The sequence below is a fragment of the Ruegeria sp. AA3 genome (assembly GCF_056542905.1).
Window position 1 is genome coordinate 120,303 of the sequence record NZ_JBQGAQ010000011.1, and the last position, 25,879, is coordinate 146,181.

Here is a 25,879-nt window from a genome sequence, read left to right on the forward strand (position 1 = left end):
GCAGGTGCGCGGATACTCGTTTTCACCGCAAAGCACGGATATGTTCGCACGGCAAGATTGCAACATAACTTCTGATGTGATGCAGATTACAGTCTGGGCCTAGGTTGTGTGGCAAACAACAATGGACAGAGAGAGTTTACCATGCGTAAGCTTGGAGATGAAATTGATTAGTTCAGAGAGTTGGGAGGCTATTATGGCCCGAGTTTCACTGCCAATACTATTGTCGGGTACGTTCATTTTGGCAGGATGCGAACTGCCGTGGACTGCAGAGACACAAACCGTTCCATCAAGCCCCGCAACACAACCTGTTTCAGCGGCTTCGCCAACACCTACCCAAGTGTCGGCCCCAGTGGTCCAAACTGCTCCCGCACCAACCGAAAGCACGTTGATCTCCGGCGAAGAGCGCCAAGGCGACGGAGGTGGCGATAGCGGTGGAGGAAATGATGGCGGCAGTGGTGGCGGTAGTGGCGGCGGCGGTGGAACCGGCGGCGGCGGCGGCGGTAGCTGGAACTAGCGCAGGGATATAAAACATGTTGAAGCGTAGTCTGCTAGGCGCGCTCTTCGGGGGCACAGTCGCTTTGTCTGCGGCAAGCGACTCTGTTTGGGCGCAATCAAGTTCTGAGAGCACAGCGCAGATTACTGAAGCGCCTCGGATTGCAATTGTGATTGGTAATCAGGATTACTCCGAAGTCGTCGACCTTGCTAATGCGCAAAAAGATGCAGAAGACATTGCTGCTCTGTTACGGGAATTCAACTTTAAGGTTTACGACGGATACAATCTTAAAAAGCGAGAATTCGAGGAGCTTCTTCGAACTGCGGTTCTAAACATTCCTGATTCAGCCAACGTCCTATTTTATTATGCTGGCCATGGCATTCAGATTGGGCGACGCAACTACCTGTTACCGGTCGATGCAAAATTCGAAAGCATCTACGACGTTCCTTTGGCCACGATGACACTGGACCGGATTATCGACACATTATCCGCCAGAAGTTCAGCCCATGTGGCGATCCTTGATTCATGCCGGGACAATCCGTTCAGCGATATCAGGTTGGCAGCGGATCTTGATGCAAACCTGTTCGAAACGCGACCAGGCTTTGATGTTTTTAGCACGCCTTTGAATTCACTAGTCGCATATTCGACCTCACCCGGTGCCGTCGCCAGCGATGGCGACATCGGCCAGAACAGCCCCTATACTTCAGCCGTATTAGAAGCTGCACGGGCCACTCCATATGACAACATCCAACAATTGTTCCCGGTCATCCGGGAACGTGTCCACCAGGCGACGGGTGGGCGGCAAATACCGTGGGAAAGCTCTACGCTGGTGAAACCTTTTTACCTGGCCCAACACCAGGTTGAACAGCAATCCCAAGCCGTTCCGAGCGAAACCAGCCAATCGCTGGACCTCGTTCAGCAGTTCGACAAAAGCATTCCACTGATCCAAACGTTGTCGCAAGCGCTCGGGACCGAAATCACTGATGTTCAGATTGTCGAACGCCCTGAACAAGGTGTAATCGCGCTGGAAGATACTCAGCAAACCGCCTCGATTTCATATGCTCCTGAAATTTCAGATGTCCGAGCGGTCGAGATAAGCAATAATGGCGTTCGGGACAGTTTTAGCGTTGAAGTTGTCACCTCCGATCAGGAACGTAAACGCGTCGACGTCTCATTGCAGCTGGACATTAACGCATGCGACATCGAGGCAGGTGATGCACTTGATCTCAATGGTGTCGGTGTATTTCGCCTTCCAAACGAACTGGACATCCCGGCCGGTCTGAAGGCGTGTGGCACAGCTGTCGCCGAATATCCCGGTAATGCCCGTTTTCGATATCAGCTTGGGCGGGTGCAACAGGCCGCCGGGCAACTGGTAGATGCACATGCCAATATATCTGCGGCGGCACAAGCTGGCCACATACGGGCGAAATTTGCCTTGGCAATGCTACTCGACTCGGAACGGATCGACCGTGGTGTAACCAAGATTCCGTATGACCCTCAACAAGCGCTCAGCCTGCTGGAACAGGGCACCGCCGAACAAGACCCGTACGCCATGCATCGCCTTGGGAAGAAGCTGCTACGAGAAGGAGATACCCAACAGGAAAAGAGCCGTGGGTTTGAGCTTCTCGAGCGTGCAGTTGAACTTGGACACACATTTTCGATGAACGAGCTTGGACTGTATTTCCTGCGGGAAGACTCGGCGCATTACATACCGGAGAGAGGCATGCGATATCTCCGGGCGTCTGAATTGCGAAAAGACATCTATGGCTACGACAACCTCGCCTATGTCGCACTGCTTGGCCTCGGCGGAAACCCTGTCGACTATGACAAGGCATTGCAATATTTCATGGCAGCCTCCGAAGGCGGTCACCCAACTGCCCCGGCCAGCATCGCGCGGATGATCTTGCGTGGCCAGCTTGAAGGCCGATCTCGCTCTGAAGCGTTGGAGTGGTATGATGTATCACTTGCGAGGGGCGATGCTTGGGGTGGGGCAAACGGCGCTTTTATCATTCTCGACGGTCAGGTTTCTGGAAAAGGCCCGGCAGACGCCGCCCTCAGAGCTGCAAAAGCAGCGTTGTTGGCAGATACTGAAGCAGCTGCCCAGGCACAATCGCAGTTGGACAATGTACCACGCGAGGCCTTGGACCGTGCTCTCCAGATGGCGCTGAACGAATTAGGTGAAAGTATCAAGGTAGACGGCCAGGTCGGAGCGCAGACTCTAAAATCGCTGGAAAACGCAACTGCTTTGAACAGAGTGCCCATTCCCTACGCCGCACTAGATGATCCGAAAGAACGGCTCTTGCTGGCGGCAAGAGTGTACTGGGCCAGAAACCCGGTGCGTTTCGATTTATTTTAGCAGCATGTTTTGGTTCTGACCTGACGTTCGTTGCTGACCATGGAAAGCTCACCCGACCAAAAGGTTAAACAACCAATTCCACGAACTACTATGTCGGGCATGGATGTAGTGAGCTCATGATACAATTAAGTGTCAGGCCGAATGTCAGCTCATGATTTCGCAAAAAGGCGCGCAATACCCGAAGGACGTGATCCTGTCTCAGTGTTCTTTTGGGTTCGGCGCGGTGTTTCATACCGAGACTCGGAAGAGATATTGGGTGAACACGGTATATCAGCAGATTACGTCACGCTGATCCTTGAATAAGCACGTGCAGCTCGCTGCGTTTGGCAGGTTTCGCTGTGGAGACCGCCGCTAACGAGCAATCAAATCAAAAGACACTTCGTTTCCTCTGAGGTCGATTAGGGATTCAAGGCGGACCGACCGGTGCGCTCGGTTTGATTCTGCGCATGGCAAAATCAAGCAGTAGCCACACCTTCCGGGGATTGCGCCTCCTGTTGCAACCACTCTCTAACAACACGGACGGCTCGCCGCCGTCCCGCGCGCTGGTTGGTGGCGAGGTAATATCCTCCAAAGGGAATTTCTACGTCGTTAAGGCTCACCAACGCACCCGTCTCAACTTCTATTTGACAAAGGTGCTTGTCCATCAGAACAGCCCCCAGGCCCGCCACGGCCGATTGGATTGACAGGAGTGCACCTAATGGATGAGGCAGATCAAGAGTAGGAACCTCTTTTAAACCAGATTTCGAGAACCATTCTGGCCAAAGACGGAAAGTTGCCTCTTCAATCAATGGGCCCGTGGCCAGAACTTTTAGGTTGGTCTCAGAACCAACAATTGGCGCAAAGTTTGGCGCGGCAAAAGCTCTGACCAGAGATGGAAACAACAGGTCGTACCCTTCGTCTGGGTGGGTGCGCAGATATCTTAGGCCCAGATCGAAATCGTGCGCCTCAATATCCATGACCTCTGTTGTGATCGAAAGACGTAAGTCTATCTCTGGATGCGCGGCTTTCAGTCGTGGTAGCCGTGGCACCAACCATTTTTGCGCGACGGCGCTCTCTGTTGTCATGGTAACAACACCTTTGGGCGCAGACGTCAGAGCGTCAGTTGCGATGGCAATTTTGTCAAGAGCAGGCGTGATCTGTCCCAAGTAGATTTGTCCCTGTTCGGTGAGGGCAACACCAGATTTTTGCGTCCGGAAAAGATGCACGTTCAACCGCTTTTCCAACCCGCGTATGTGACGGGAAATTGCGGAGTGCGATACGTTCAATTCCTCCGCTGCACGGGTAAAGCTACCCAACCTCCCAGCTGCCTCAAAGGCACGCAGCGGATTTAGGGGAGGTAAGTTTCTTGGCATGATCGATTGTGACTTTTTGGAACAATTGATGTCAAGAAACGGCGTTTGTGGGATGTCAAGATTCTTAAGAAAGTAGGTGCATGATTACTAAAGGAGAGATCCATGAAGTGCGCCTATTCTCGTGATTTTGTACCACATCGTGAAGTCCCGGTCTCAGGAGTCAAAAGTGCTTATGCCTTATGCGAAAAAGTCAAAGAGTTGCTCCGATTATTGCTAGCAAAGCGAATTGATCCAACCAGAATGAGCAGGGTTGAACGGCAAGATTCCGGGATCTCAGACGCCGAGATCGATTGGCATAACGCCTTACACGGACCTTTGATTAAGTAAGTCAGACCGGTAAACCAGCTTTATGCAGACCAGTCGCCAAAACTTCGAAATCGTCTCGACACCGCCACATAGATTCATAACCACGCGCAAGAGAGGAGAGATTGTCTTTGGGCACTTCGATGCCACGACTCCCAAATTCATCATAGCGCTCCGCGATAAATTCCTGCAATGCAGCCGCCGCCTCAAATTGCCGACCAAGATGCGCGTAAGATGCTGCCACGAATGCCGCAGCTAACGAGTTGAGCCGAGCCTCTCCCATCAAAAAGCCGATTGCTTCCTCGTAGTTTCCGCAGAAGAACTCTATCTGCCCCATGATCCAATCGATCGAAGGGGGATGCAGCGGATCTAACCGCATAGCTTCCGATACGACCTCTCTCGCCTTTTCGTGCCTCCCCAGCAACAGAAAAGCATAACCGCACCACGCCATGGACTCCGCTTCGTTTTCGATCTGCGATAACGTCTTTTCGAACTGTGCATTTGCTTCGTCCCAGAGGCCTGCGCAGAGATAAGCAAAACCCAGTTGGTCTTGAATGTAGACGTCCCGGTTGTCCAGTGCAGCACCCTTGCGGGCGATATGCAGGATGTGATCGGAAGCGTCAGAGCCCGCCAATCCCAGCCAAAGATCGATAACATAGGTGTCTGAGAGGTACATGTAAGACCGAGCGATGGACGGATCGAGCGCAATGGCCCGTTCCAGCAAAGCTCGTGCTTTAGCCGTATCCCTGGCATTTAGGCCATCTCGAAGAGCTTTGCTTCGAAGCATCAGCTCATAGGCCTTCATCTCATCTGCTGGTTTTTGCGATGATCGGTCGGCAACGTTGTGTTGAACACGTCCCGGAAGGACCGCAACGATGTTGCGGGCCACCTCATCCTGAACGGACAGGATGTCTTCCAACTCGCGATCATATCGTTCTGACCATAGCTGCGAGCCCGTACTTGCTTCCGCGAGCTGTACGGAGATCCTTACCCGACTACCGGCCTTTCGAACGCTGCCTATTACGAGATAATCGGCTCCCAATTCTGCTGCGATCTCTGCCGGATCGGTTTCCTGTGTTCTGAAACGGAAAGATGCGTTTCTGGAGACAACCTGAAGAGTACGAAATCGGGACAATCCGATGATAATGTCTTCCGCGATGCCATCGCTGAAGAATGCCTGCTCCGGGTCGTCACTCAAACTGTGCAGTGGTAAGACTGCGATGGTAGCTTTGCGGGGTGTAGCTGCTGGCTTCGCGTCAGGCCGTGCTTGCTCCGCTCCTCCAATGCGCCAGGCCCTAACAGGCTCAGTGATGTTCTTGATGGTATGTGTGCCCGCATCCTCCCACACGACCGAAATGCGGTTGCCAACCACGCGATAGACAGCGTCCGAGACGAGCACACCTCCTGGCGGGGCAAGTTGCTCTAAACGCGAGGCAAGGTTAACACCGGAGCCAAAGACATCATCCTCTTGCATGATTATGTCGCCAAGATTGATGCCAATGCGAAAAAGTAACGGGTCTGGCTCTTCCAAGGGTGCTTGTTGCCATTCAACAGCGCAAGAAACCGCGTCTGCAGCACTAGCGAATCTCGCCAAAAGGCCATCACCCATAAGTTTGACAATCCGTCCGTGGTGACGATTGATCAGTGGTGCAACTGTTCCATCTATGTGAGCGGTCAACGCATCAAGCGTTCCAGCTTCGTCTCGCTCCATGCGACGAGTATAGCCGACCATATCGGCGACCAGAATTGCTGCAAGCCGTCGCTCCAAATTCACCTCCCTTCCTCTGCATAACGACCGGTGTGGTATTAGACCATCCATAACTGGATGGTCACATCCATTGATCAGAGGCTCTGTGCTTGTAGTGACAGTTCTACTGGCGCCCACTTTCGCAGTCGCAGCGTAGGTCCGCAAGGCGGGCTGCGCCCGCAGCATCGCGGGTGGGCGACGAATGTCTCTTACGGGCCGCGCTTATCAAATTCCACGTATTGGAGTAGTCTTTTCCGATAGCGTCTCCTGGTTAGAAATCGAAGATGGAAAAAGTACTGGGCTTTGGCGGGTTTTTCTTCAGGGCAGACGAGCCTGCTACTTTGGCAGCATGGTATCGTGACAATTTGGGCATTGATCTCGTACCAAACGACTATGAAACACCGTGTTGGACGCAGGAAGCAGGCGAGACTGTATTCGCCCCGTTTGAAAAAGTGACAGAGTATTTCGGGAACCAAGAAAAGGCATTTATGCTGAATTTTCGTGTTCGTGACATTGAGAAAATGATCGCGCAGCTCGAATCCAATGGTGTCGACGTCCGCCGAGATCCGGAATCGCCATATCCGAATGGCAAATTCGCGTGGCTCAATGATCCAGAAGGAAACCCAATTGAGCTTTGGGAACCCGCCTAGCATTCGATTAGCCTCTCGGTGTTCCAACTGGCTATGTTGCGACCTTGCATTATGGACCGGTTGTCGGATTTGCATGTCCTCGCGCGTCCTTGCACCATGTGAATGATGCATGGAGGTGAAAATGATATACGCAATCACGATTTATGGGGAGCCGGACGTGTTCGAAGCGCTGCCCAAAGATCGCCAGGAAGAGGTGATGTTGGGACACGGCGCGCTGCAATCGGCATTAACGGACCGGGGCGAGTTTGTGTCGATGAAACTGATGCCGCCAACCTCTGCAGTTATGGTCGAGCCAGCTACGACCGAAGGCGCGGCTCCCCTGATCACCGACGGTCCGTTTGCAGAGACAAAAGAGAATTTCCTTGGGTTCTATGCCGCTGATTTCAAAGACCTTGATGAAGCGTTGAAATACGCAAAGATGATCTCGTCCCCTGTCGCACGGTTAGAGGTGCGCCCGGTCGCCTGGGCGGGCGGCGTGATCTCGTCGGAATAGGTCATGTCGGACTGGCTTGAGGCTACTTTCACTCTGCATCGACCGCGCGCGCTTGCGGCCCTGACCCGATTGTTCCGGGATATCGACACGGCAGAAGAGGCATTTGCCGAAGCTTGCCTGAAGGCGCTGACGGTCTGGCCCAAAGACGGAGCACCTCGCGACCCGTTAGCTTGGCTGCTGACGACCGCTCGCAACTCGGGCCTTGATCATGTGCGCAAATCACAGCGTCGTGCGGCAATTCTGGCGCGTCACAGTGAGGAATTTCAGTTGATGCCCGCCGAAACACCGGACCCTGACGAAATGCGGGATGATGTATTGCGACTGCTGTTCATTTGCTGCCATCCGGAACTAGACCGGCGGGACCAGATTGCCATTGCCTTGCGCGTGGTTTTGGGGCTGAGCGTAGACGAAATCGCGAGCGGATTTCTGATCAGGCCAAAAACTATGGAACAGCGGATCACGCGTGCAAAAAAGAAGATTGCGAGCAATCCGGTTGCCTTCGAAACACCCAGCCCGGCTGAGCGGGGTGCACGCTTGGGTGAAGTTTCCTTGATGGTCTACCTGATGTTCAGCGAAGGATGGTCAACCTCAGCGGGTCAAAATCAAATCAAGCTTACCTTGTGTGAAGAGGCGATCCGTTTGGCCCGTCTGCTTGCGGCACTGTTTCCGGCGATGGGGGAACAGGCCGCCTTGCTGGCATTGTTGCTGTTCCAGCACGCTAGGCGTCATGCGCGAATTGATACGGACGGAAAGCTTGTCGCGTTGGACGATCAGGATCGCAGCCTTTGGGATCGCTCGGACATCGCCGAGGCGACGGGTCTTTTGCAGAAGGCTCAGCGGACTGGTCATCATGGTGTTTACATCGTACAGGCTGCAATCGCCGCAACACATGCCCATGCAGATTCGGTAGATGACACGGACTGGGCGTCGATCGAAAGTCACTACGCTGCTCTCTACGCATTACTGCCAACACCTGTCATCCGTCTCAATCAGATAGCGGCTCAGGCCAAGCTGCACGGCCCGTATTATGCGTTAAAGGCGATGGAGACTCTGGCGCAGGATTTGTCCACCTATCGCTGGTTCCACGCAATGCGCGGAGGGCTTTTGCAGGAAACCGGCGATCACAACGCGGCGATTGCCGCCTTTGAAACGGTAATGAATCTTGACCCAACCGCGCCCGAACGTGTTGCAATCACGGAAAAAATAGAGATTAGCCAAAATAAATTACGCGGCGTGTAGGGATCACTGAATATCGCGCGTCCTTGGATCAGACCCGTATGTGGCGGGCGTAACCAAGGGAGAAGCACATGAGTATTCTTGAGATGACCACTGTCGGAAACTCCGGCTGGATCGGACATTCCGGCCCTGATCAGGGCAAAGCCAAAGCCTTTTATCAAGAGGTGCTCGGCTGGACGATCAATGACATGCCCATGCAGGACGGATCAAGCTATTCAGCCGCCGTTGTTGGCGAAACCGCAATTGGTGGCTTTTCCCCAATGCCAGAGGATAACGGTAGCTGGACGATCTTCTTTACCGTGGCCGACGTGGACGCCAGCGTCGCCAAGGCTGAGGCCAAAGGTGCCGCGATTGTCCAGCCTGCTATGGATATGCCGGGGGTCGGTCGCATGGCCACTCTGACTGACCCGCAAGGGGCACGGTTTGCGCTAATCACATATGAGAGCATGGCGTCCTAAGCGCAATCAAAGAGGAGGCATAACATGGAACAGTTTCCGCAGATCGCGCTGGTCGTCACTGCTATTTTTGTTTTGATGAGTATTCCGATGGCGATCGCCGTTGGTGTGCGTCGCACCAAGACCGGGATCTCTTTGCTTCACGGTGAAGATGAAAACTTGCTGCGGCTGATGCGGGCGCATGGGAACTTCATCGAATACGTGCCGCTTGCATTGCTTGCCCTGGCGGGGGCAGAAATCGCAGGAACCCCATCCTGGCTGGTCGCCGCCTGCGGTGGTGTGCTGCTGTTTGCCCGCCTTGTCCACTATTTCAGCCTCAGCACTTCGGTGAATGGCAAGGGGCGTGCGGTAGGGGCGGCGCTGACGACCTTGGCCATGTTGGTGCTTGCGCTGGCAATCCTCTGGCAGCTTTGGATCTACAGCTGATGCCAGTGGATGAAACACTCAACGCCCGCATGCGAGACGCTCTGGCCGCGCATGTGGGCATTTCCGAAAAGCGGATGATGGGCGGCCTGTGCTTCTTTTTGAATGGCAACATGCTTTGTGGTGCGCGCAGACATCAGGATGGCGTGGGTCGGTTCATGTTTAGGGTGGGTAAGGTGAACGAGCCCACGGGATTGCAGGACCCCAAAGCCCGCGCTGTGATTCACGGAACCCGCAAGCTGGGCGGTTTTGTTCGCGTTGACGCATCAGACTGCGATGACGCAGCCTTGCTACGGTGGCTGCAGCTATGCCTCGAACATGCCGCGGCGTTGCCCAAGAAAGACTGAACGGAGGATCTTATGGCCCAATTCGATTGTTTTGATGCCGAGGCAGTGGGCTTCCTGCAAGAACTGAAGGCCAACAATACCAAGGACTGGTTTGCGGCGAACAAGGCGACGTATGATACCCATATAAAGGCACCCAGCAAGCTGTTCGCCAAAGATATGGAGTTGGCGCTACGCGACTTGACTGGGCAGGATCATAGCAGCAAAATCTTTCGGATTCATCGCGATGTTCGGTTTTCCAAAGACAAGACACCCTATAACGCGCATCTGCACCTTGCGTTCCTACCGAGAGGACAGGCGGTTCAGCCGCCAATGTGGTTCTTTGGCCTTTCCCCAGAAAAGCTGTCACTCGGATGTGGGGTGTTCCAGTACGACAAATGGGCTTTGGACACTTTCCGCGAGGCGATGGCGGGTCCTCTGGGCGCAGAGTTAACCCAGATCACATTAGAGATGCGAAAACGGGGTTTCAGGATCAGTGACCCGGAGTTGAAGCGCATCCCGCCCGGTTTTGACAAAGACCACCCCCATGAGGAAGTGTTGCGGCGCAAGGGCTTTGCAGTTTGGATGGATACCGAGACTCCAGCCTTTGTTTTGAAGTCGAATCTGACGGAACTCACAGCCGCCGAGTTCGCCAAACTGATGCCAGTGTTTCAGCTGCTTTCGCGGATCACGTGACCCCACTACTGCGAACACAACGGATGGCGGCTTTTACGGGCGCACCGCAACCTGGATCCGGTTGGATGAACGGCAGGAACGAGAAATGCGGCGTGACGACAAAGCAAAACACTCAACATCAATCTGGATCAATTTATGCAGTTCTGCATTCGATCACGTAGGCAAGATATTGTGGTTTACCCTGAACAAGTTGATGGGATCATATGTGCCTTTGATCTTAGAAAGCTTCTCACCGTTTTCACCATATGCTCCTGCCATGTGATCCGCTTCGTCTTCGGGCATAAAGTTGACATACGCACTTCCGGTCGCGTGCGGTTGCATCTGGTCGTAAAGATCTCGCGCCCAAGCAATGCACTCGGCATCCTTGCTGGGATCCTCCCAACGCGTGTGTACATTCATGATGAAGTGAGCAGATCTCTGGGGATAAGCGGTAGAACCGGCCTCGACGCGCGCCATTGCTCCGCCCACATGGGCAATAAAAACTTCACACGCCGGGTCAGGAAGGCTGGAAATCGCTTCCAAGAGTCCTGAGATTGCATCCGAAGAAAGTGCATCGAAATCATGGCTCTTCCAGTAGTTCCTGGCGCCTGGCGTCAACAAAGGATCAAAGGCGGCCTGCCAGTCTACGAACTTGTGGGGAGATATCACATCGGCGATTGGTTCACTTAGCGCGCGCAATGCCGCCATAGCTTTTTCACCTTCCTCCATCGACCCGCTATAGCAGGCTGCAAAGATCAACACCTCTCGCCCATGCCACTCAACTGGCAGGAACGGTAGAGGAGGCGCTTTTCGCATCACGCTCCAGACGGTCAGCTCATCCGGGGAATTGTCAGCAATCGTAGCAAATTCAGCGAGGAGCTCTGGCGCATTTTCTATCGGATGAACAATGAGGCCAGACAGGACATCGGGTCCTAGCTCATGCAGTTGGAACTCAAATGAAGTTACGACACCAAAGTTTCCACCCCCACCGCGGATAGCCCAGAAAAGTTCCGGGTGGCTTGTAGGGGAAGCGGTTACAATGGCTCCGTCCGCAGTCACGACTTCCGCTGAGAGCAGGTTGTCGATCGTCATGCCAAATTTCCGGGTGGTCCATCCAAAACCGCCGCCAAGGGTAAGGCCCGCAATGCCCGTGGTCGAGTTGATGCCAACAGGAACGGTAAGTCCATGTGCCTGGGTTTCACGATCCACATCTCCTAGCAGTGCACCCGGTTCAACCCGAGCAGTCTTGTTGACAGGATCTACGTGAACCGACCGCATTTGGGACAGGTCGAGCATGACTGTTTCATCTGCGACAGCGTGCCCTGCAATCTGATGCCCACCTGACCGAACCGACATTACGAGGCCAGTGTCTCGTACGAAATTCACGGCCTTCTGCACATCGCTTGCTCCCAGAGCGCGGATCACGAACCCAGGGTAACGTTCGAACATGCTGTTCCACGTTGTTCTTGCGTCTTCGTATTCCGAGGTGCCTTTCTGGTAGACCCCGCCGCGAAGTGATGCATCAAGAGCGTCCAAGGTGTCTTGATGCACAATAGCTGTACTTCCGTCGAGTGTTTTCAGGTCAAACATGCGTAAGCCTCCCAATAGTCAGGTCGGGCTTCTTGCAAGGCTGCCTCAGCTATTTGCTATTTCCGTCGCGTTGTCTCGCGAAGTCGTTTCATTGAGGTGGGTAAAAATGACTGCGGATCAGGCAAATATTGCCGGATCAATCCGATCCACAGGTGTTATGACATCGGCAGGAATATTCAGTCGCTCAGCCGCCTTTCTGAGGCTCTCCTCATCAGGGGCTTCGTACAAGCAGTATGTTTTGCGCTTATCTGCGCTGAGGAACGAAAAAATCCATTCGACGCCGACTTCGTCATTGATTTCTTTGATGTGAATTTTGTCATCTTCACTGACGTTTAGCTGCTCGGCAAAATTTCTTTCAATTATGTATCTAGGCATTAAGTCCCCCAAACAGTTTAAGTACCTTAACTCGCTACTCCTTCGAGCTTTGACCTTAGGGAAACCATACCCAATTTCTGCGAAATTGCCAACGCTTCCCCTTCCAGTTGAAACGCCTGTTCCACATCCTTGGGGCGTCCCCGTCGCCTCAATGCGGATGCATAAGCCGCTTTGCTGTGCGCAATCCAAGGTGGGCATTTCATGCGCGTGTCAATTTCAATAGCCTTCTGGAACATTGTGTCTACGGCATCCCAGTCTTTTAACACCGTGCCCAGACCGCCAAGGCGTCGCGCTGCCGCACCTGCGCACACCGTCGTTGCCCCTGCAGTGATCGTCAGTTCTTCGTACGGAGCCAGTAATTCATAGAGCGTCTTGGCATGTCCCTGATGTTCAATGGCAACGCATATGTCAGCCAGGTAAGATAAGGTCGTTGAATACATAGCGTCGAGTGGAAGATCGAAGCCATTGTCGGCCATTTCGTTCAGTATACGATCAGCAGGTTCCTTGTACCCGAGCTCGGCCGCGATAAGGCCAAATCCTGGTCTCCACGAGATGTCTTCGGGACTGTCCGCCATCAATTTCTTGATCACAGGCGCGACCTCGTGCAGTCGGTTTTGCTCGCGGCGGATCGTAAACATCTGAACCCCGAAAACACCTTCAACATGCTCCCCATGGGTCTGTCGACCGATCTTCACAGCCTCGGTGGCGTGTTTTTCTGCTTGCTCAAAATCGCCGTCCATAATTGCAACCATGGCGCGTGCGTGTTTCTGAACCCAATAGAGTTGCAGATGATTGTCTTTTTCAGAAATCTCGGTGAGCAAGCCCAGAGAATGGTCCATCAACTCGCGGTCGGCCATCTCGGCACCTACAAACAGGCTGAGAGTCCGGTCTCGTCCTTGATCGATACTGCCAAGATGTTCGGCCACACCGTGCATAGCCTCCAGGTTTTCGCGCCAACGGTGGGCTTCTCTTCCCTTTCGCGCAACGAATGGGGCTCCAAAATGCATCATCATTACCGAGAACTGAGATTTGTAGTCTCCCAGTTTTGCGGCCAGTTCCATGGATTGCTGGCCGAAACGTGCCCCTTCGGAGAACTGACCGACGAACATGTGGGCGCGGGCAAGCTGGCTCATCAATCTGCACCGACGGATTTCATCATCATCGGGCAAATCTTTCAGTGCACTATCGCAGAGTTCGATCGCCTCGCCGTGCCTCTCGCTGGACATCATGCATGAGTCAGCGAAGTGATTGGCCGCGTCAGCGGCCAGCTCCGCGTTGTGCACCGCCCGGGCCGCGTTGGAAGCCTCTTTCAGAACCGCTATCCCTTCAGGCAATTGGCCCAGGCTGTCATGGCTGCGGCCGACCAGGATTTTGCCTTTGATCAATTCTGTATTGGTGTCTGAACCAAGTTTTTCGGCAGCTCTTAAAGTTTCCTTGGCGTTCGTCATTGCTTCTTGGCTGGCAGATCGCGCCAACGCCATTTCGGTCGCAATCTGCCATTTTTCAAACGCGGCGCTCCAGTCCTCAGCCTCAGAAAGGTGGCGCGCGACCAGTTCAGGGCGACGCTCAATCTCAGATGATCTAATCCGCACCAAAGCACGTGCCACGTCTGCGTGCTGTTGTCTCCGGGTTGAACTCAACATGGATTGATAGGCGGTATCGCGAATAAGAGCATGGCGGAAAACGAAGTGCCCGCGATTGTGTCCGCTTTCAAAGATTAAACCTGTTCGAGAAAGCTCTTCTAGGCATTTGTTGATATCAGATACTTCAAGGCCTTTCGCAGCACATAATATGCCCGGCTCAAACTCCCGGCCAATAACCGATCCAGTAAGGGCGACCTGTTTTGCCTCTGGCGATACTGCATCGAGCCGCGCCATCAACGCGCCTTTCAATGAGGATGGTATGTGGCCTTGCCCCTGCTCGCCGGATTCGACAATAGCTCGGGTCACTTCTTCCACGAACAGTGGAACACCATCTGTTTTTTCAAGTATTGTAGTGATCAGCGCTTTGTCCGGTCTCTTGCCTGTAATGTTTTCGACAAGGTTTGAGACATGCACGGAATCAAATCGGCGCAAAACTAGAGACTGCACGTGCGTGTCCCCATCATCACGGGCCAATTCCCAACCGGGTCTGTGGGTTATCAAGATCATCAGACGAAGATCGGTGCATATCGACTTAAACCGCTCCAACAAGGCCTGTGTGGATGGGTCAATCCAATGAGCATCTTCTACGCAAAGAATAACCGGGTGTACGCTCGACCGCACCTGCACTGTATGAATCAATGTCTGGATTGTTGTGTCGCGCTGCTCCTGCGGCGACATCTCGAGCACCTTTTGGGCGAGCGCACTACGAGGTGCGACCAACGCTGCAAAGACAGGCAGAACCTGCTCCCAGTCCAACCCTGGCCGTCCTTCAAGCATCTTTCTGACATGCTCAAGGATCAGATTGTCATCAAAGTCCGGTTCAACGCCCGCATCCTGGGAGATTCGATGGGCTACCGGATGAAATGGGCTGCTGCTGAGATAGGGGGAACAGTTCAGCCTTATGACATCGGCCTGGTCGTTTTCAGTGATTTCTGAAAGGAATTCCTCTGTAAGCCGTGACTTTCCAATTCCGGCTTCACCGGAAAGCAGAACAACGTCTCCGTGACCGTTCTGAGAACGTCGCCATGATTGCAATAGGATACCCTTTTCGTAGTCCCGGCCAACCATGACGCTGTCGACATCGTCTCGATGTGAGGCGCGGAACCGGCTTTCCGCACTGCGTTCCGACACCACTTTCTGCAGACTACGTGGTTCGGCAAACCCCTTTAGCTCTGCCTGCCCAAGAGATTTGAACTCAAATATCCGATGCAAAGCTGTCTCGGTTTCCTCAACTGACAAAACGACTGAGTTTGGTTCTGCATATTCTTGAATCCGTGCCGCAAGGTTGACGACCGGACCAGTCATGGCCCCCTCCTCATAAGTGTTTTCGCCAATGGTATCGCCGACAACGACATCGCCGCTCGCAACGCCCAGTCTGACTGACAAAGGCTCTCCGTCAGGCGTTTTGAGCTCTTTGACTCGGTGAACAGACTCAAGGCTGGCTTTTACTGCCCGAATTGCGTGATCTTCATAAGCCCGCGGCCATCCGAAAAACACGAGAAGACCATCACCCAAGTACTTTGCAACGTAGCCACCGTATCGGCTTACGGCTCCTGCAACGGCATCTTGATAGTTCTGTAGCAAGTCCCGCATGTCTTCGGGATCAAAGCGATTGGTGAGTTCAGTCGAGCCAACAAGATCGGCAAACAAAACTGTTACGTGACGCCTTTCTGCAGTAGGCGGTTCAACATACTTCTGTTTGCGCAGATCATCACTTTGTGAATCGTCTAAGGTCAGCGCTTGTTCGTCTTCAGGCGCTCGAACACCAGCTGCTGGTAACGGTGAGGTTGCGGGTCTTTGGCCGTCAAGCTCGTGAATTGCAGCAAGGATGATTTTGCGGTGACCAAGGCTAACTCCAAGCTCTTTTAAGTCGTCGCCAGATAGTAATGGCAGAACGCGCGCATCAATATCGTTTTCCGCAAATACATCCGCGTACTGACTCAGATCGAGATCGTTTAACCACTTGTCTATTCCAGCCGACATCTTTGGATCATGCTGAGATACGCGATACTAATCAAGAATAGGCTTTCAAAATGAACTGATTATTCAATGAATGGCATCCGCTGTCATCTGTCTTCGGGTCACTCTACAATTCCGACTTTTGCCTTCGCATTCTAGATTTACGCGACTGGTTGATTAGCGGCACGCGCTTTATATTTTGCCTTTGAAGGCGACTTTGTCGGCAGTGCGGTTGCTCACCACAATTCGACGAACGACCATCTCGGGGATCTGTTGCAAACTTTTAGCCATTGACGCTCGCGCCACCAACAGGTGAATGACCTTCAGAATTATCAAGTCGAAAGTCTATTCATAATCTCCTTTAAAGGCGCACAATATCCGAAGGATGTCATCCTCTTTGCTGTGTTCTTCTATGTTCGACGCGGCGTGTCTTACCGAGATCTTGAAGAGATCATGCGCGAACGAGGCGTATCGGTTGATCACACCACACTGAACCGTTGGGTCACACTGTATCCCGCTGCAATCGCAGAAGCAGCGCGTAGACGAAAAAGGCCGTGCGACCGTTCCTGGAGAATGGACGAGACCTACATCAAAGTGAAAAGCGCGTGGGTCTATCTCTACCGAGCCGTCGACAAACACGGCAAGACACTAGATTTCATTTTATCCCGGCGTCGCAACAAATAAGCTGCCACCAAGTTCTTCGCCCGAATGCTGGAAGCCAATGGCCTGCCTCGAAAGATCGTCATCGACAAAAGCGGCGCCAACACCGCAGGCATTAAGACCATCAACAAGATGCTTAAGAGCTTTGGCTCTCCGATCCCCATTGAGATGGTCAGACGGAAATACTTGAACAATATCGTTGAGCAGGACCACCGTTTCATCAAGAAGTGAACACGCCCGCTGCTGAGGTTCAAAGCCTTCGCATCCGCGTCCGTGACGCTGGACGGAGTCGAAGTCGGGAACATGATCCGCAAGGGTCAGTTCACGCCCGGAATCTGTCCGTTTCGTCAATTCGCAGCACTGGCCGCTTAGCTCCCCTGATATCGCTTAAACAGTTCATCGTTCCCAAAAGATTGCAACAGAACCCTGCGCGACCTTGCGAGCGCACCCCTTGGCTTGGACGCAGACGACGACTTCCGCATTTCCATAGCAAGGGCGCAGGAGAAAACGGCGCTGCTGCGCTACGATGGCGCGTGTATCCGCCCGTCTGGGCTCACCCCTACAACCCATATCCTCAAAACACAGCTTATTGTTCTGCCCGCAGGGATCGATTTATCCGACAGCGTCGAGAACGAGTATTTCTGCATGAGCTTTTGTCGCGTCATGGGAATGGAGGTATTGCCGACTTCGAGGACGTGCGGAGCCTTGTTGTGACACGGTTTGATCGGCGTTGGGCCAAGGATGGTCGATTGATCCGCCTCCCACAGGAAGACTTTTGCCAAGCGCTCACATTCCCGCCTAGCCAGAAATACCAAATAGACGGTGGGCCGAGGATCAACGAAAGCGTCGGGTTGCTAGCGGGCAGTGATGATGGCCCCGAGGCAGATCAACGCGCCTTCTTGCGCACACAGGTGCTGTTTTGGCTCTTAAGAGCGACAGACGGGCACGCCAAGAATTTCAGCGTTGCATTGCGTCCAGGCGGATTTCGCATGACCCCGCGCTATGATGTGCTGAACGCCCAGAAAGCCGTAGATGACGGTCAATTTCGCCAAAATCAGATGCGTCTTGCGATGGCGGTCGACGTCGGACGGCTGCCTTTCATGCGGTATGATCAGCAGATCATGCTTCCACTTTTAACATAGTTTAACTTACGCACCGGTATTGCGCGATCGCTAGCCCACGCTCGGTCATAGGCGCAATTTGGTTAATCTGAGGCTGCGCCAGAAGAATAGTAGAAAGCAATCGCTTGCGTCCTGTTTTTAACCGAGAGCTTTTCATAGATGTTGCTCAGGTGAAATTTGACGGTATTTGTCGAGATTTGCAGGTCCTTCGAAAGTTCGCGGTTGGATAGGCCCTTGGCCAGCGCTTCAAGGATAACGCGCTCTTTGCGGGAAAGGCTGTGAATTGGGTCCTGCTGCATCTTCCGTACATCGATGAACGGAAACACCATTTTACCAGCCGCCACGTCTGCGCAAGTTTCCAACAATACTTCAACCTCACCCGACCGGGATGCGAACCCTGCCGCGCCTGCCTGCATGGCAAGGCGCGGAACATCTCCGACCTCATCGCCATAGATGACAAATCGGGGTACGTTTTCCTGTTCCCGCAGAACTTCGATCAATTTGGCCGCACCGAGAACCGGCAAATTCCATGCAATTACGCAAACCTTGACTGGTACCCTCATGACCGCGCCCAGAAACCCTTCGGCGGTGGCTGATGTGGCAACTAGAGAGAATCGCGGATCACGTTCAAAAATCTCCGACATGGCCGACAACACCAGCGGATTGTTGTCGGCCAACATAACGTCAATCGGTTGTTGCGGAAGCTCTGACATTGATTTTACATCCAAAATTCAAACTTACTACCCATTTGTATAGGTTCAAAATTAGTATACTCTAGTATTCTTGCCAAAACGGGTAGGTTTTTCCTCATTCTATTAGAAGTCCTAAAGCAGTAGTAAGTTACGTTGCGTGCCGATGCAAGCAAGGCTTTCCTGATCCACAACACGGTATTTGGGTGTGGCTGAACACCCCAATGATCAAGGAGGATCGAATGAATTCCCAGATTTATCCCACGCTCAAAATCCCCCAGACCTTGGCTGCCGGCCCGGGACCGGGAAATACCGACGCCCGCGTTCTGCAGGCATTCGCAAGCGCAGGGGTAGCTGACCATATGCAGGGTGATGTTTTGCGCGGCATGGTCGAATGCAAACTCATGCTACGCGAGATCTGGGGCACCTCGAACACCTATACCTTCGCGGTCGCGGGCACCGGTTGGAGCGCGCTGGATACCATGTTTTCGGCCGTCATGCCCGGCGACAAGGTTGTTGCATTCAACAACGGCACCTTTTCAGGCATCGATACACTGACCCTCAGGATCAAGGCAGCAACACCGGAAGAGCATGCCGCCAACCCGCTGGACCCGCAAGCGGCCAGCGTCACCGTGATCGATGTACCGCATGGTCAGTCGGTAACCGGCGAAATGGTCGAGGCTGCACTGGCCGAGCATAGACCAAAATGGGCGTTCATGGCCCATTGGGAAACGGGCTCTGGCCGGATAAATGATCTGCGTGGGTTCTCCGATGCTTGTGAACGCCATGGCGCTATGGGTCTGATCGACGCTGTTTCGTCTCTGGGTGTCGAGGATTTTCAAATTGATGACTACCCGGGCATCGCAGGCTGGGCATCTTGCCCGCAAAAGGGCCTGTGCTGTCTGCCGCTGACCTACGCACCGGTCAGCTTTACGGATACTTACATCGACAGCCTGAAATCTTCGGGTGCATATAGCTATGTCCACAATCCCATTTTCGAGGCACGCCATTGGGGCATCGTTGATGGCGAGGACGTCGAGAAAGGCACCTATCACCGGACCCATTCCGGGTACGCTGTGGCCGCCTTCCATGAATCCCTTCGTCTGACGCTAACTGAAGGATTGGCAAAGCGGTCGGGCTCGTACCGCACGCACGAAAAGGTGCTGCGTGACGCCGTAACCGCAATGGGATGCGAGGTGACCTCGGACATGCCCAGTCTTCTGGTCCTTAATCTGCCACCGGAACTGGCGGGGCGCGAGATGGAGCTTGTGCAGAATTGCCGTGCGCGTGGGTTCGGCATCTGGCCGACGCTCAGCGCACCGGTACAGGTCCGGATCGGCATCCTCAATCAACTCAATCGCCAGGCGATTAGTCAGATCATCCGTTTGTTCGCAGACGCGATGCGAGAACTTGGTGGCAACGTCGATTTCGAGGAGATCGAGGCGCTGCTCGAAAGCCGATACGGCACGTCGATTGCGGCCTGATCACACTGCATGAACGGGAGGAATGCAGATGGATATTCATGAGTACCAAGCGAAAGAAGTTCTTTCGAATTTCGGTGTTGCCATACCATGCGGCGCGCTGGCCTACAGCCCCGAGCAGGCGGCCTACCGCGCGCGTGAGCTGGGTGGGGACAAGTGGATTGTCAAAGCCCAGGTGCATGCAGGCGGCCGAGGAAAAGCCGGCGGTGTCAAGCTGTGCGACAGCGAAAACGAGATCCACGCAGCCTGCGACGAGATGTTCGGGCGCAAGCTGGTGACCCACCAGACAGGGCCGGAAGGAAAAGGCATCTACCGCGTTTATGTCGAATCCGCCGTGCCGATCGATCGCGAGATCTATCTGGGCTTTGTTCTGGACCGCTCCAGCCAGCGCGTGATGATCGTCGCCTCTTCGGAAGGTGGAATGGAGATCGAAGAGATCTCGGCTGAACGCCCTGACAGCATTGTCCGTTCAATCGTGGAACCCGCCGTCGGGCTGCAGGAGTTTCAGGCACGCGAGATCGCCTTCAATCTCGGGCTGGAACCCCGTCTGGTTCAGCAGATGGTCCGGACGTTGCAGGGCTGTTACGCCGCGTTCAGCGAACTTGACGCGACCATGGTCGAAATCAACCCGCTGGTCATTACAGGGGATGACCGTGTACTGGCGTTGGACGCCAAGATGAGCTTTGACGACAACGCCCTGTTTCGTCATCCGCAGATCGCCGAACTGCGCGACAAAAGCCAGGAAGACCCGCGCGAAAGCCGCGCGGCGGATCGGGGGCTTTCATACGTGGGTCTCGAAGGCAATATTGGCTGTATCGTGAATGGTGCCGGTCTGGCCATGGCCACGATGGACACAATCAAACTGGCGGGTGGCGAGCCTGCAAATTTCCTGGACATCGGAGGTGGGGCGTCGCCGGAGCGTGTCGCCAAGGCCTTTCGCCTGGTTCTGTCCGACAACAATGTCCAGGCGGTTTTGGTCAATATCTTTGCCGGTATCAATCGCTGCGACTGGGTTGCCGAAGGTGTCGTGCAGGCACTTCGCGAATTGGAAATCGACATCCCCGTTATTGTGCGGCTAGCCGGGACAAATGTCGAAGAAGGCCAGAAGATCCTCGCCAAGTCCGGCCTGCCGATCATCCGCGCCACAACGCTAATGGAAGCCGCCGAACGGGCCGTGGGCGCATGGCAGAACGATCTGACCCAAAACACCAAGATGAGGGCCGTGTAATGAGCATTCTTCTCGACCGCGACACGCGCGTTATCGTGCAAGGTATCACTGGACGCATGGCGCGCTTTCATACCAAGGACATGCTGGAATATGGCACCAATGTAGTCGGCGGCGTCGTTCCCGGAAAAGGCGGCGAAACCGTCGAGGGCGTTCCGGTATTCGACACCGTCAAACAGGCCGTCGAGGCGACCGGCGCAGATGCAAGCCTTGTGTTTGTCCCGCCGCCTTTTGCTGCGGATTCGATCATGGAGGCCGCCGACGCGGGTATCCGCTATTGCGTTTGCATAACCGACGGCATTCCGGCTCAGGACATGATCCGCGTTAAGCGCTACATGTATCGCTATCCCAAGGACAAGCGCATGGTGCTGACTGGCCCGAACTGTGCCGGAACGATCAGCCCCGGCAAAGCTCTGTTGGGGATCATGCCCGGGCATATCTACCTGCCGGGCAATGTCGGCATCATTGGCCGCTCGGGGACACTTGGCTATGAGGCTGCGGCGCAGTTGAAGGAGCGCGGTATCGGAGTTTCGACGAGCGTCGGCATCGGCGGTGATCCGATCAACGGTTCCTCATTCCGTGACATCCTCGAACGCTTTGAATGGGATGAGGACACCGAGGTTATCGCCATGATCGGCGAAATCGGCGGGCCGCAAGAGGCTGAAGCGGCTGAATACATCCGCGATCACATCTCGAAACCCGTCATCGCCTATGTTGCTGGTCTGACCGCGCCAAAAGGGCGGACTATGGGCCATGCCGGTGCGATTATCTCGGCTTTCGGTGAAAGTGCATCGGAAAAGGTCGAGATTCTGTCCGCCGCCGGTGTGACCGTTGCCGAAAACCCTGCCGTCATCGGTGAAACAATCGCCCGTGTCATGGGAAAGGCTGCGTGATGGTCAAGCCTTCGGTTCTTGTCACCCGTCGATGGCCTGCTGCGGTCGAAGCGCAGTTGACCGAGAACTACAACGCTGTACTTAACACCCGAGACAAACCAATGTCACCGGCCGAATTCCGCGATGCGCTGAAAAGCTATGACGCAGTTTTGCCCACGGTTACGGACACGCTCAGCGCCGAGGCGCTGGACGTACCCGCTGCGCAGACCAAAATCCTCGCCAATTACGGCGTCGGTTACAGCCATATCTGCGAACCATCGGCGCGCAATCTTGGGATGACCGTGACCAATACACCGGATGTCCTGTCAGAATGTACCGCCGATCTGGCCATGACATTGCTGTTGATGGTTGCCCGTCGCGCCGGTGAAGGCGAGCGCGAATTGCGCGCTGGAGACTGGTCCGGTTGGCGTCCGACCCACCTTGTCGGCACGAAGGTCAGCGGCAAGACGCTAGGCATTATCGGCTTTGGACGGATCGGTCAGGAAATGGCGCGGCGCGCACATCACGGCTTTGGCATGAAAATTCTGTTCCAGAACCGTAGCGCAGTGTCGGCCGAGGTGCTGAAACAGTTCAATGCAGCACAGGTCGAAACGGTCGATGACTTGCTGCCACAATGCGATTTCGTCTCGCTGCATTGCCCCGGAGGATCGACGAACCGGCACCTGATCAACGGGCGCAGGCTCGACCTGATGAAGCCTGACGCATTCCTTATAAACACCGCACGCGGCGAAGTTGTGGACGAGCACGCTCTGGTACAGTCGCTGATGTTCGACACGATCGGCGGCGCGGCGCTGGATGTCTTTGACGGCGAACCTCGGATCAGCCCGGACCTGCTGCAGTGCGACAATCTGGTGATGTTGCCCCATCTGGGCAGCGCCACGCGCGAATCCCGCGAAGCCATGGGGTTCCGTGTACTCGACAATCTCAGCGACTTTTTTGCGGGCCGCACTCCACGGGATCAGGTGATCTGATGCAAGCACTGGCGCGGAATATTCAGCCCACCCCAGAACCTTCGAACTATGCCGAAGGTTTGCGTTCGGAATTGCGGGTGTTGTGGCGGAACATTTTGCTGAAACGGGCGCCTCATGTAGCGACATGGGCCGAGTCTTCGCCGCTGCAGCCTATTCCCGCCGGGCCCGAGGCGACTCCGTATTTGCAGGCCCTGTCGATCTGGTTCCAACTGTTGCGCATCATCGACGAAAACGCCGAAGTCAGAGATCGTCGCCTGGCCGAGACCAATAGCGGCCCCGAAGCGGTCGAAGGCGGGTTTTCCGAGGTGTTGTCCGACCTGTCCCTGACAAACAGCCAAATGGAAAAACTGACCGCTGATCTTTGTGCTGGCCCCACCCTGACCGCGCATCCAACCGAGGCCAAACGGGTCACTGTACTGGAAATCCACCGGCGGATTTATCGCAACCTTGTCAGTCTTGAAACGCAACGCTGGACCCCAACCGAGCGCGCCGAATTGCTGAAAGGACTGGAAGGTGAGATCGATCTACTGTGGCTGACCGGTGAACTTCGCCTGACGCGCCCAAGCCTGCGCGATGAAATCGAGTGGGGTTTGCAATTCTTCCGGGATGCAATCTTTGACGCCGTCCCGCAGGTCATGGATCGGTTCGATCAGGCCTGCTTGCATATGCTGGGAAAGACCCTGAACGAAACACCCGATATCCGCTTTCACAGCTGGATCGGCGGCGATCGGGATGGCAATCCGAATGTCACGACCGAGATGACCGCAGTGGCTTTGCAACGCGGGCGTGAAACGGTTCTGGACCTCTACCGTCAGGCCCTTGAACAGGCTGCAAGCAGGCTGAGTATCAGTGCCCTCATATTGCCGCTGCCCGATCTCAATAGGGCGCGTATACAAGAAATAATCAACCGGTTTCCAGAAGCTGGCCGCAATCGTAACGAACCGTTTAGGCAAGCTCTTAATGCCATTCGCCATCGGCTGACAGATGGCGGCTATGATCACATCTCACAATTTGTGAGTGATCTTGATGCGCTTGATAACGCATTGTGCGCGGTCAACGCCGATATTCTGGCACGACGGCATGTCCGCCCTTTGCGCCGAGCCGCAACGGTTTTTGGGTTCCGAACCACAACATTGGACATCCGCCAGAATTCGACCGTCACAACCGATGTTCTGGCCGAAATCTGGTCACAATCCGGCCAGGCTCCGGACTATGGCACGGCCGAATGGTCTGCCCGTTTGCGAACCGAATTGTCGGATCAGAACCTGCCTTATCAAAACCGCGACGCGCTGAGCGATCAGGCACAGGAATTGCTCGCCCTTCTGACGTTGGTCCACAGCGTGCGATCAGGGCCGGATCCCAAGGCAATCGGTCCATTCATCCTGTCTATGACCCGTTCTGCCGATGATATTCTCGGCGTCTACCTACTGGCCCGCTACGCCGGGTTTGGATCCGAAACTCTGGATATATCAGTGGTCCCACTGTTTGAGACGATTGCAGACCTGCGCAACGCTCCAGCGATCCTTCTGGATGTACTGGGCGTTCCACTTGCCCGCCGCAGTCTCAAAACCGGCGGTAACGTAATCGAGGTGATGCTAGGATATTCGGACAGCGGCAAGGATGGCGGCTATTTCTGCTCAACATGGGAGTTGGAGCGCGCCCAACGCCGGATTGTGTCGGCACTGGCCTCGCAAGGCTTCAAGGCCACATTTTTCCATGGTCGCGGCGGCTCGGTCAGCCGGGGCGGCGCACCTACCGGACGCGCCATAGCTGCGCAACCCAGTGGAACGATTGCCGGACGGTTGCGCGTGACCGAACAGGGTGAGGTTGTTTCAACCAAGTATGCCAACCGCGGGACGGCTGTGGCGCATCTGGAATTGCTGCTTTCAAGCACGCTACGCCATACAGCCAACCCCGGCGAAACTCCAGCCCGGCCCGAGTTCGACGACGCGCTGGATGCCCTGTCGGAACTGTCGCAGACGGCCTATGCCTCGCTTCTGCAGATGCCGGGCTTTCTGGATTATTTCCAGCAAGCCAGCCCGGTCGAAGAGCTTGCCCGTCTGAAAATCGGGTCCCGCCCGACCCGTCGGTTCGGCGCGGCCAGTCTGGATGATCTGCGGGCCATTCCGTGGGTTTTCGCGTGGTCGCAGAACCGCCACCTGATCACTGGTTGGTACGGGTTTGGGGCCGCTATGGCTAGCTTCCGTAAATTCCGGGGCCCGCGCGGTGATGAAGTGTTGCAGGACATGTTTAAGCACTCCCGTCTGTTCCGTCTCGCCGTCGATGAGATGGAGAAATCGCTTTATCAGGCAGATATGAGCATCGCTGCGAAATACGGCGAGTTGGTGTGTGACGAGGAAATCCGCCAGAACATATCGCAGGCAATCGAAGCGGAATACGAAAGGGCCTGCAGAGCAGTACAGTTTCTGACCGGCGATCAGACCATCGGCCACCGTTTTCCCCGCCTGCGCGAGCGCTTCGATCGAAAACGGGCGGAACTGGATCGCATTCACGCACTGCAAGTCGAACTGCTGCGACAAGCGCGAAGCGAGCTGCAGGCAGGATCGGTACCTGTGCCTTTGCTGCAATCCATGAACGCCATTTCCGCTGGCCTTGGCTGGACTGGCTAACCCTTTTCAGGAGGTTTCAACGTGAACGCCCCGCAACGCACCCAAGGTTTCTTCACCCAATCCCTTTCCGATCGTGACCCCGAGCTATTTGGCTCGATCACATCCGAATTGGGCCGCCAGCGCGATGAAATCGAGC

The 25,879-nt window shown here is 54.7% G+C and carries 20 protein-coding genes and 3 pseudogenes; 17 read left to right on the top strand and 6 right to left on the bottom strand.

From position 1 onward, the window contains the following. The first annotated feature begins 193 nt into the window (after positions 1-193). The 3 genes and pseudogenes from ACR0JR_RS17675 to ACR0JR_RS17685 all read left to right on the top strand — a co-directional run. A complete protein-coding gene (locus ACR0JR_RS17675; protein ID WP_170777110.1) occupies positions 194-514 on the top strand; it encodes a hypothetical protein in 321 nt (106 codons plus the stop codon). Positions 515-530: 16 nt separating this feature from the next. Continuing rightward, positions 531-2,849 (top strand): caspase family protein, encoded by a 2,319-nt coding sequence (locus ACR0JR_RS17680; protein ID WP_480457227.1) that lies wholly within the window; start codon positions 531-533, stop codon positions 2,847-2,849. Between the two features lie 151 nt (positions 2,850-3,000). Next, a pseudogene (locus tag ACR0JR_RS17685) lies at positions 3,001-3,140 on the top strand (IS6 family transposase); the annotation flags it as partial. A gap of 164 nt (positions 3,141-3,304) precedes the next feature. On the opposite strand, the gene ACR0JR_RS17690 reads toward ACR0JR_RS17685, so the two are convergent. Together ACR0JR_RS17690 and ACR0JR_RS17695 are read right to left on the bottom strand one after the other, a co-directional pair. Continuing rightward, entirely contained in the window at positions 3,305-4,201 is an 897-nt protein-coding gene (locus ACR0JR_RS17690) for a LysR substrate-binding domain-containing protein (RefSeq protein WP_480457228.1), read from the bottom strand. A 328-nt stretch (positions 4,202-4,529) separates the two neighbouring features. After that, positions 4,530-6,272, bottom strand: a complete 1,743-nt coding sequence (locus ACR0JR_RS17695; protein ID WP_480457229.1) for an adenylate/guanylate cyclase domain-containing protein — start codon at positions 6,270-6,272, stop codon at positions 4,530-4,532. Positions 6,273-6,535: 263 nt separating this feature from the next. Between ACR0JR_RS17695 and ACR0JR_RS17700 the strand changes: the two genes are divergently transcribed. From ACR0JR_RS17700 to ACR0JR_RS17730, 7 genes are all read left to right on the top strand, one after another. After that, entirely contained in the window at positions 6,536-6,901 is a 366-nt protein-coding gene (locus ACR0JR_RS17700) for a VOC family protein (protein WP_170782168.1), read from the top strand. A gap of 121 nt (positions 6,902-7,022) precedes the next feature. Further along, the gene (locus tag ACR0JR_RS17705; RefSeq protein WP_480457230.1) at positions 7,023-7,394 is read left to right on the top strand and encodes a YciI family protein; all 372 of its coding nucleotides are present in this window, start codon (positions 7,023-7,025) and stop codon (positions 7,392-7,394) included. 3 nt (positions 7,395-7,397) lie between these two features. Beyond that, positions 7,398-8,633, top strand: coding sequence for an RNA polymerase sigma factor (locus ACR0JR_RS17710; protein ID WP_480457231.1), 1,236 nt, complete (start codon positions 7,398-7,400; stop codon positions 8,631-8,633). Between the two features lie 68 nt (positions 8,634-8,701). Continuing rightward, positions 8,702-9,088 (top strand): VOC family protein, encoded by a 387-nt coding sequence (locus ACR0JR_RS17715; protein ID WP_010443378.1) that lies wholly within the window; start codon positions 8,702-8,704, stop codon positions 9,086-9,088. A 24-nt stretch (positions 9,089-9,112) separates the two neighbouring features. Next, complete coding sequence (locus ACR0JR_RS17720; protein WP_010443377.1) at positions 9,113-9,511, top strand: MAPEG family protein; 399 nt, start codon at positions 9,113-9,115, stop codon at positions 9,509-9,511. After that, positions 9,511-9,855, top strand: coding sequence for a TfoX/Sxy family protein (locus ACR0JR_RS17725; RefSeq protein ID WP_480457232.1), 345 nt, complete (start codon positions 9,511-9,513; stop codon positions 9,853-9,855). The genes ACR0JR_RS17720 and ACR0JR_RS17725 overlap by 1 nt, the downstream gene beginning before the upstream one ends. A 12-nt stretch (positions 9,856-9,867) precedes the next feature. Continuing rightward, positions 9,868-10,527 carry a DUF2461 domain-containing protein gene (locus ACR0JR_RS17730; protein ID WP_480457233.1) on the top strand — a complete coding sequence of 220 codons (660 nt, stop codon included), beginning with the start codon at positions 9,868-9,870 and terminating at the stop codon, positions 10,525-10,527. A 153-nt stretch (positions 10,528-10,680) separates the two neighbouring features. Here the strand turns inward: ACR0JR_RS17730 and ACR0JR_RS17735 are convergent, their stop codons facing one another. The 3 genes from ACR0JR_RS17735 to ACR0JR_RS17745 all read right to left on the bottom strand — a co-directional run bounded on the left by ACR0JR_RS17735 (position 10,681) and on the right by ACR0JR_RS17745 (position 16,097). Beyond that, the gene (locus ACR0JR_RS17735; protein WP_480457234.1) at positions 10,681-12,096 is read right to left on the bottom strand and encodes an FAD-binding oxidoreductase; all 1,416 of its coding nucleotides are present in this window, start codon (positions 12,094-12,096) and stop codon (positions 10,681-10,683) included. A gap of 117 nt (positions 12,097-12,213) precedes the next feature. Continuing rightward, positions 12,214-12,471, bottom strand: coding sequence for a DUF4242 domain-containing protein (locus ACR0JR_RS17740; protein ID WP_010443373.1), 258 nt, complete (start codon positions 12,469-12,471; stop codon positions 12,214-12,216). 26 nt (positions 12,472-12,497) lie between these two features. Beyond that, on the bottom strand, positions 12,498-16,097 hold the full coding sequence (locus tag ACR0JR_RS17745; protein WP_480457235.1) for an adenylate/guanylate cyclase domain-containing protein: 3,600 nt from the start codon (positions 16,095-16,097) through the stop codon (positions 12,498-12,500). A gap of 327 nt (positions 16,098-16,424) precedes the next feature. Here ACR0JR_RS17745 and ACR0JR_RS17750 point away from each other — a divergent pair. Next, positions 16,425-17,105 (top strand): annotated as a pseudogene (locus ACR0JR_RS17750) (IS6 family transposase). A gap of 84 nt (positions 17,106-17,189) precedes the next feature. Continuing rightward, positions 17,190-17,875 (top strand): annotated as a pseudogene (locus tag ACR0JR_RS17755) (HipA domain-containing protein). A gap of 62 nt (positions 17,876-17,937) precedes the next feature. Here the strand turns inward: ACR0JR_RS17755 and ACR0JR_RS17760 are convergent. After that, entirely contained in the window at positions 17,938-18,567 is a 630-nt protein-coding gene (locus tag ACR0JR_RS17760; RefSeq protein WP_010443368.1) for a response regulator transcription factor, read from the bottom strand. A 218-nt stretch (positions 18,568-18,785) separates the two neighbouring features. On the opposite strand from ACR0JR_RS17760, the gene ACR0JR_RS17765 reads away from it, so the two are divergent. From ACR0JR_RS17765 to ACR0JR_RS17785, 5 genes are read left to right on the top strand one after another with little or no spacing between them, the layout of a single operon-like run. Beyond that, the gene (locus ACR0JR_RS17765; protein ID WP_480457236.1) at positions 18,786-20,027 is read left to right on the top strand and encodes a pyridoxal-phosphate-dependent aminotransferase family protein; all 1,242 of its coding nucleotides are present in this window, start codon (positions 18,786-18,788) and stop codon (positions 20,025-20,027) included. Between the two features lie 28 nt (positions 20,028-20,055). Further along, the gene (locus ACR0JR_RS17770) at positions 20,056-21,252 is read left to right on the top strand and encodes a malate--CoA ligase subunit beta (RefSeq protein ID WP_480457237.1); all 1,197 of its coding nucleotides are present in this window, start codon (positions 20,056-20,058) and stop codon (positions 21,250-21,252) included. Next, positions 21,252-22,142, top strand: a complete 891-nt coding sequence (sucD, locus tag ACR0JR_RS17775) for a succinate--CoA ligase subunit alpha (protein ID WP_170543669.1) — start codon at positions 21,252-21,254, stop codon at positions 22,140-22,142. The genes ACR0JR_RS17770 and sucD overlap by 1 nt, the downstream gene beginning before the upstream one ends. Then, entirely contained in the window at positions 22,142-23,113 is a 972-nt protein-coding gene (locus ACR0JR_RS17780) for a 2-hydroxyacid dehydrogenase (protein WP_480457241.1), read from the top strand. The genes sucD and ACR0JR_RS17780 overlap by 1 nt, the downstream gene beginning before the upstream one ends. After that, entirely contained in the window at positions 23,113-25,743 is a 2,631-nt protein-coding gene (locus tag ACR0JR_RS17785; RefSeq protein WP_480457238.1) for a phosphoenolpyruvate carboxylase, read from the top strand. Before ACR0JR_RS17780 ends, ACR0JR_RS17785 begins: the two co-directional genes overlap by 1 nt. Positions 25,744-25,879: the final 136 nt, after the last annotated feature.

Excerpts from the sequence above, each read along its gene's own strand:
- ACR0JR_RS17675 (WP_170777110.1), top strand. The coding sequence starts at position 194 with ATGGCCCGAGTTTCACTGCCAATACTATTGTCGGGTACGTTCATTTTG.
- ACR0JR_RS17680 (WP_480457227.1), top strand. The coding sequence starts at position 531 with ATGTTGAAGCGTAGTCTGCTAGGCGCGCTCTTCGGGGGCACAGTCGCT.
- ACR0JR_RS17690 (WP_480457228.1), bottom strand. The coding sequence starts at position 4,201 with ATGCCAAGAAACTTACCTCCCCTAAATCCGCTGCGTGCCTTTGAGGCA.
- ACR0JR_RS17700 (WP_170782168.1), top strand. The coding sequence starts at position 6,536 with ATGGAAAAAGTACTGGGCTTTGGCGGGTTTTTCTTCAGGGCAGACGAG.
- ACR0JR_RS17705 (WP_480457230.1), top strand. The coding sequence starts at position 7,023 with ATGATATACGCAATCACGATTTATGGGGAGCCGGACGTGTTCGAAGCG.
- ACR0JR_RS17710 (WP_480457231.1), top strand. The coding sequence starts at position 7,398 with ATGTCGGACTGGCTTGAGGCTACTTTCACTCTGCATCGACCGCGCGCG.
- ACR0JR_RS17715 (WP_010443378.1), top strand. The coding sequence starts at position 8,702 with ATGAGTATTCTTGAGATGACCACTGTCGGAAACTCCGGCTGGATCGGA.
- ACR0JR_RS17720 (WP_010443377.1), top strand. The coding sequence starts at position 9,113 with ATGGAACAGTTTCCGCAGATCGCGCTGGTCGTCACTGCTATTTTTGTT.
- ACR0JR_RS17725 (WP_480457232.1), top strand. The coding sequence starts at position 9,511 with ATGCCAGTGGATGAAACACTCAACGCCCGCATGCGAGACGCTCTGGCC.
- ACR0JR_RS17730 (WP_480457233.1), top strand. The coding sequence starts at position 9,868 with ATGGCCCAATTCGATTGTTTTGATGCCGAGGCAGTGGGCTTCCTGCAA.
- ACR0JR_RS17735 (WP_480457234.1), bottom strand. The coding sequence starts at position 12,096 with ATGTTTGACCTGAAAACACTCGACGGAAGTACAGCTATTGTGCATCAA.
- ACR0JR_RS17740 (WP_010443373.1), bottom strand. The coding sequence starts at position 12,471 with ATGCCTAGATACATAATTGAAAGAAATTTTGCCGAGCAGCTAAACGTC.
- ACR0JR_RS17745 (WP_480457235.1), bottom strand. The coding sequence starts at position 16,097 with ATGTCGGCTGGAATAGACAAGTGGTTAAACGATCTCGATCTGAGTCAG.
- ACR0JR_RS17760 (WP_010443368.1), bottom strand. The coding sequence starts at position 18,567 with ATGTCAGAGCTTCCGCAACAACCGATTGACGTTATGTTGGCCGACAAC.
- ACR0JR_RS17765 (WP_480457236.1), top strand. The coding sequence starts at position 18,786 with ATGAATTCCCAGATTTATCCCACGCTCAAAATCCCCCAGACCTTGGCT.
- ACR0JR_RS17770 (WP_480457237.1), top strand. The coding sequence starts at position 20,056 with ATGGATATTCATGAGTACCAAGCGAAAGAAGTTCTTTCGAATTTCGGT.
- sucD (WP_170543669.1), top strand. The coding sequence starts at position 21,252 with ATGAGCATTCTTCTCGACCGCGACACGCGCGTTATCGTGCAAGGTATC.
- ACR0JR_RS17780 (WP_480457241.1), top strand. The coding sequence starts at position 22,142 with ATGGTCAAGCCTTCGGTTCTTGTCACCCGTCGATGGCCTGCTGCGGTC.
- ACR0JR_RS17785 (WP_480457238.1), top strand. The coding sequence starts at position 23,113 with ATGCAAGCACTGGCGCGGAATATTCAGCCCACCCCAGAACCTTCGAAC.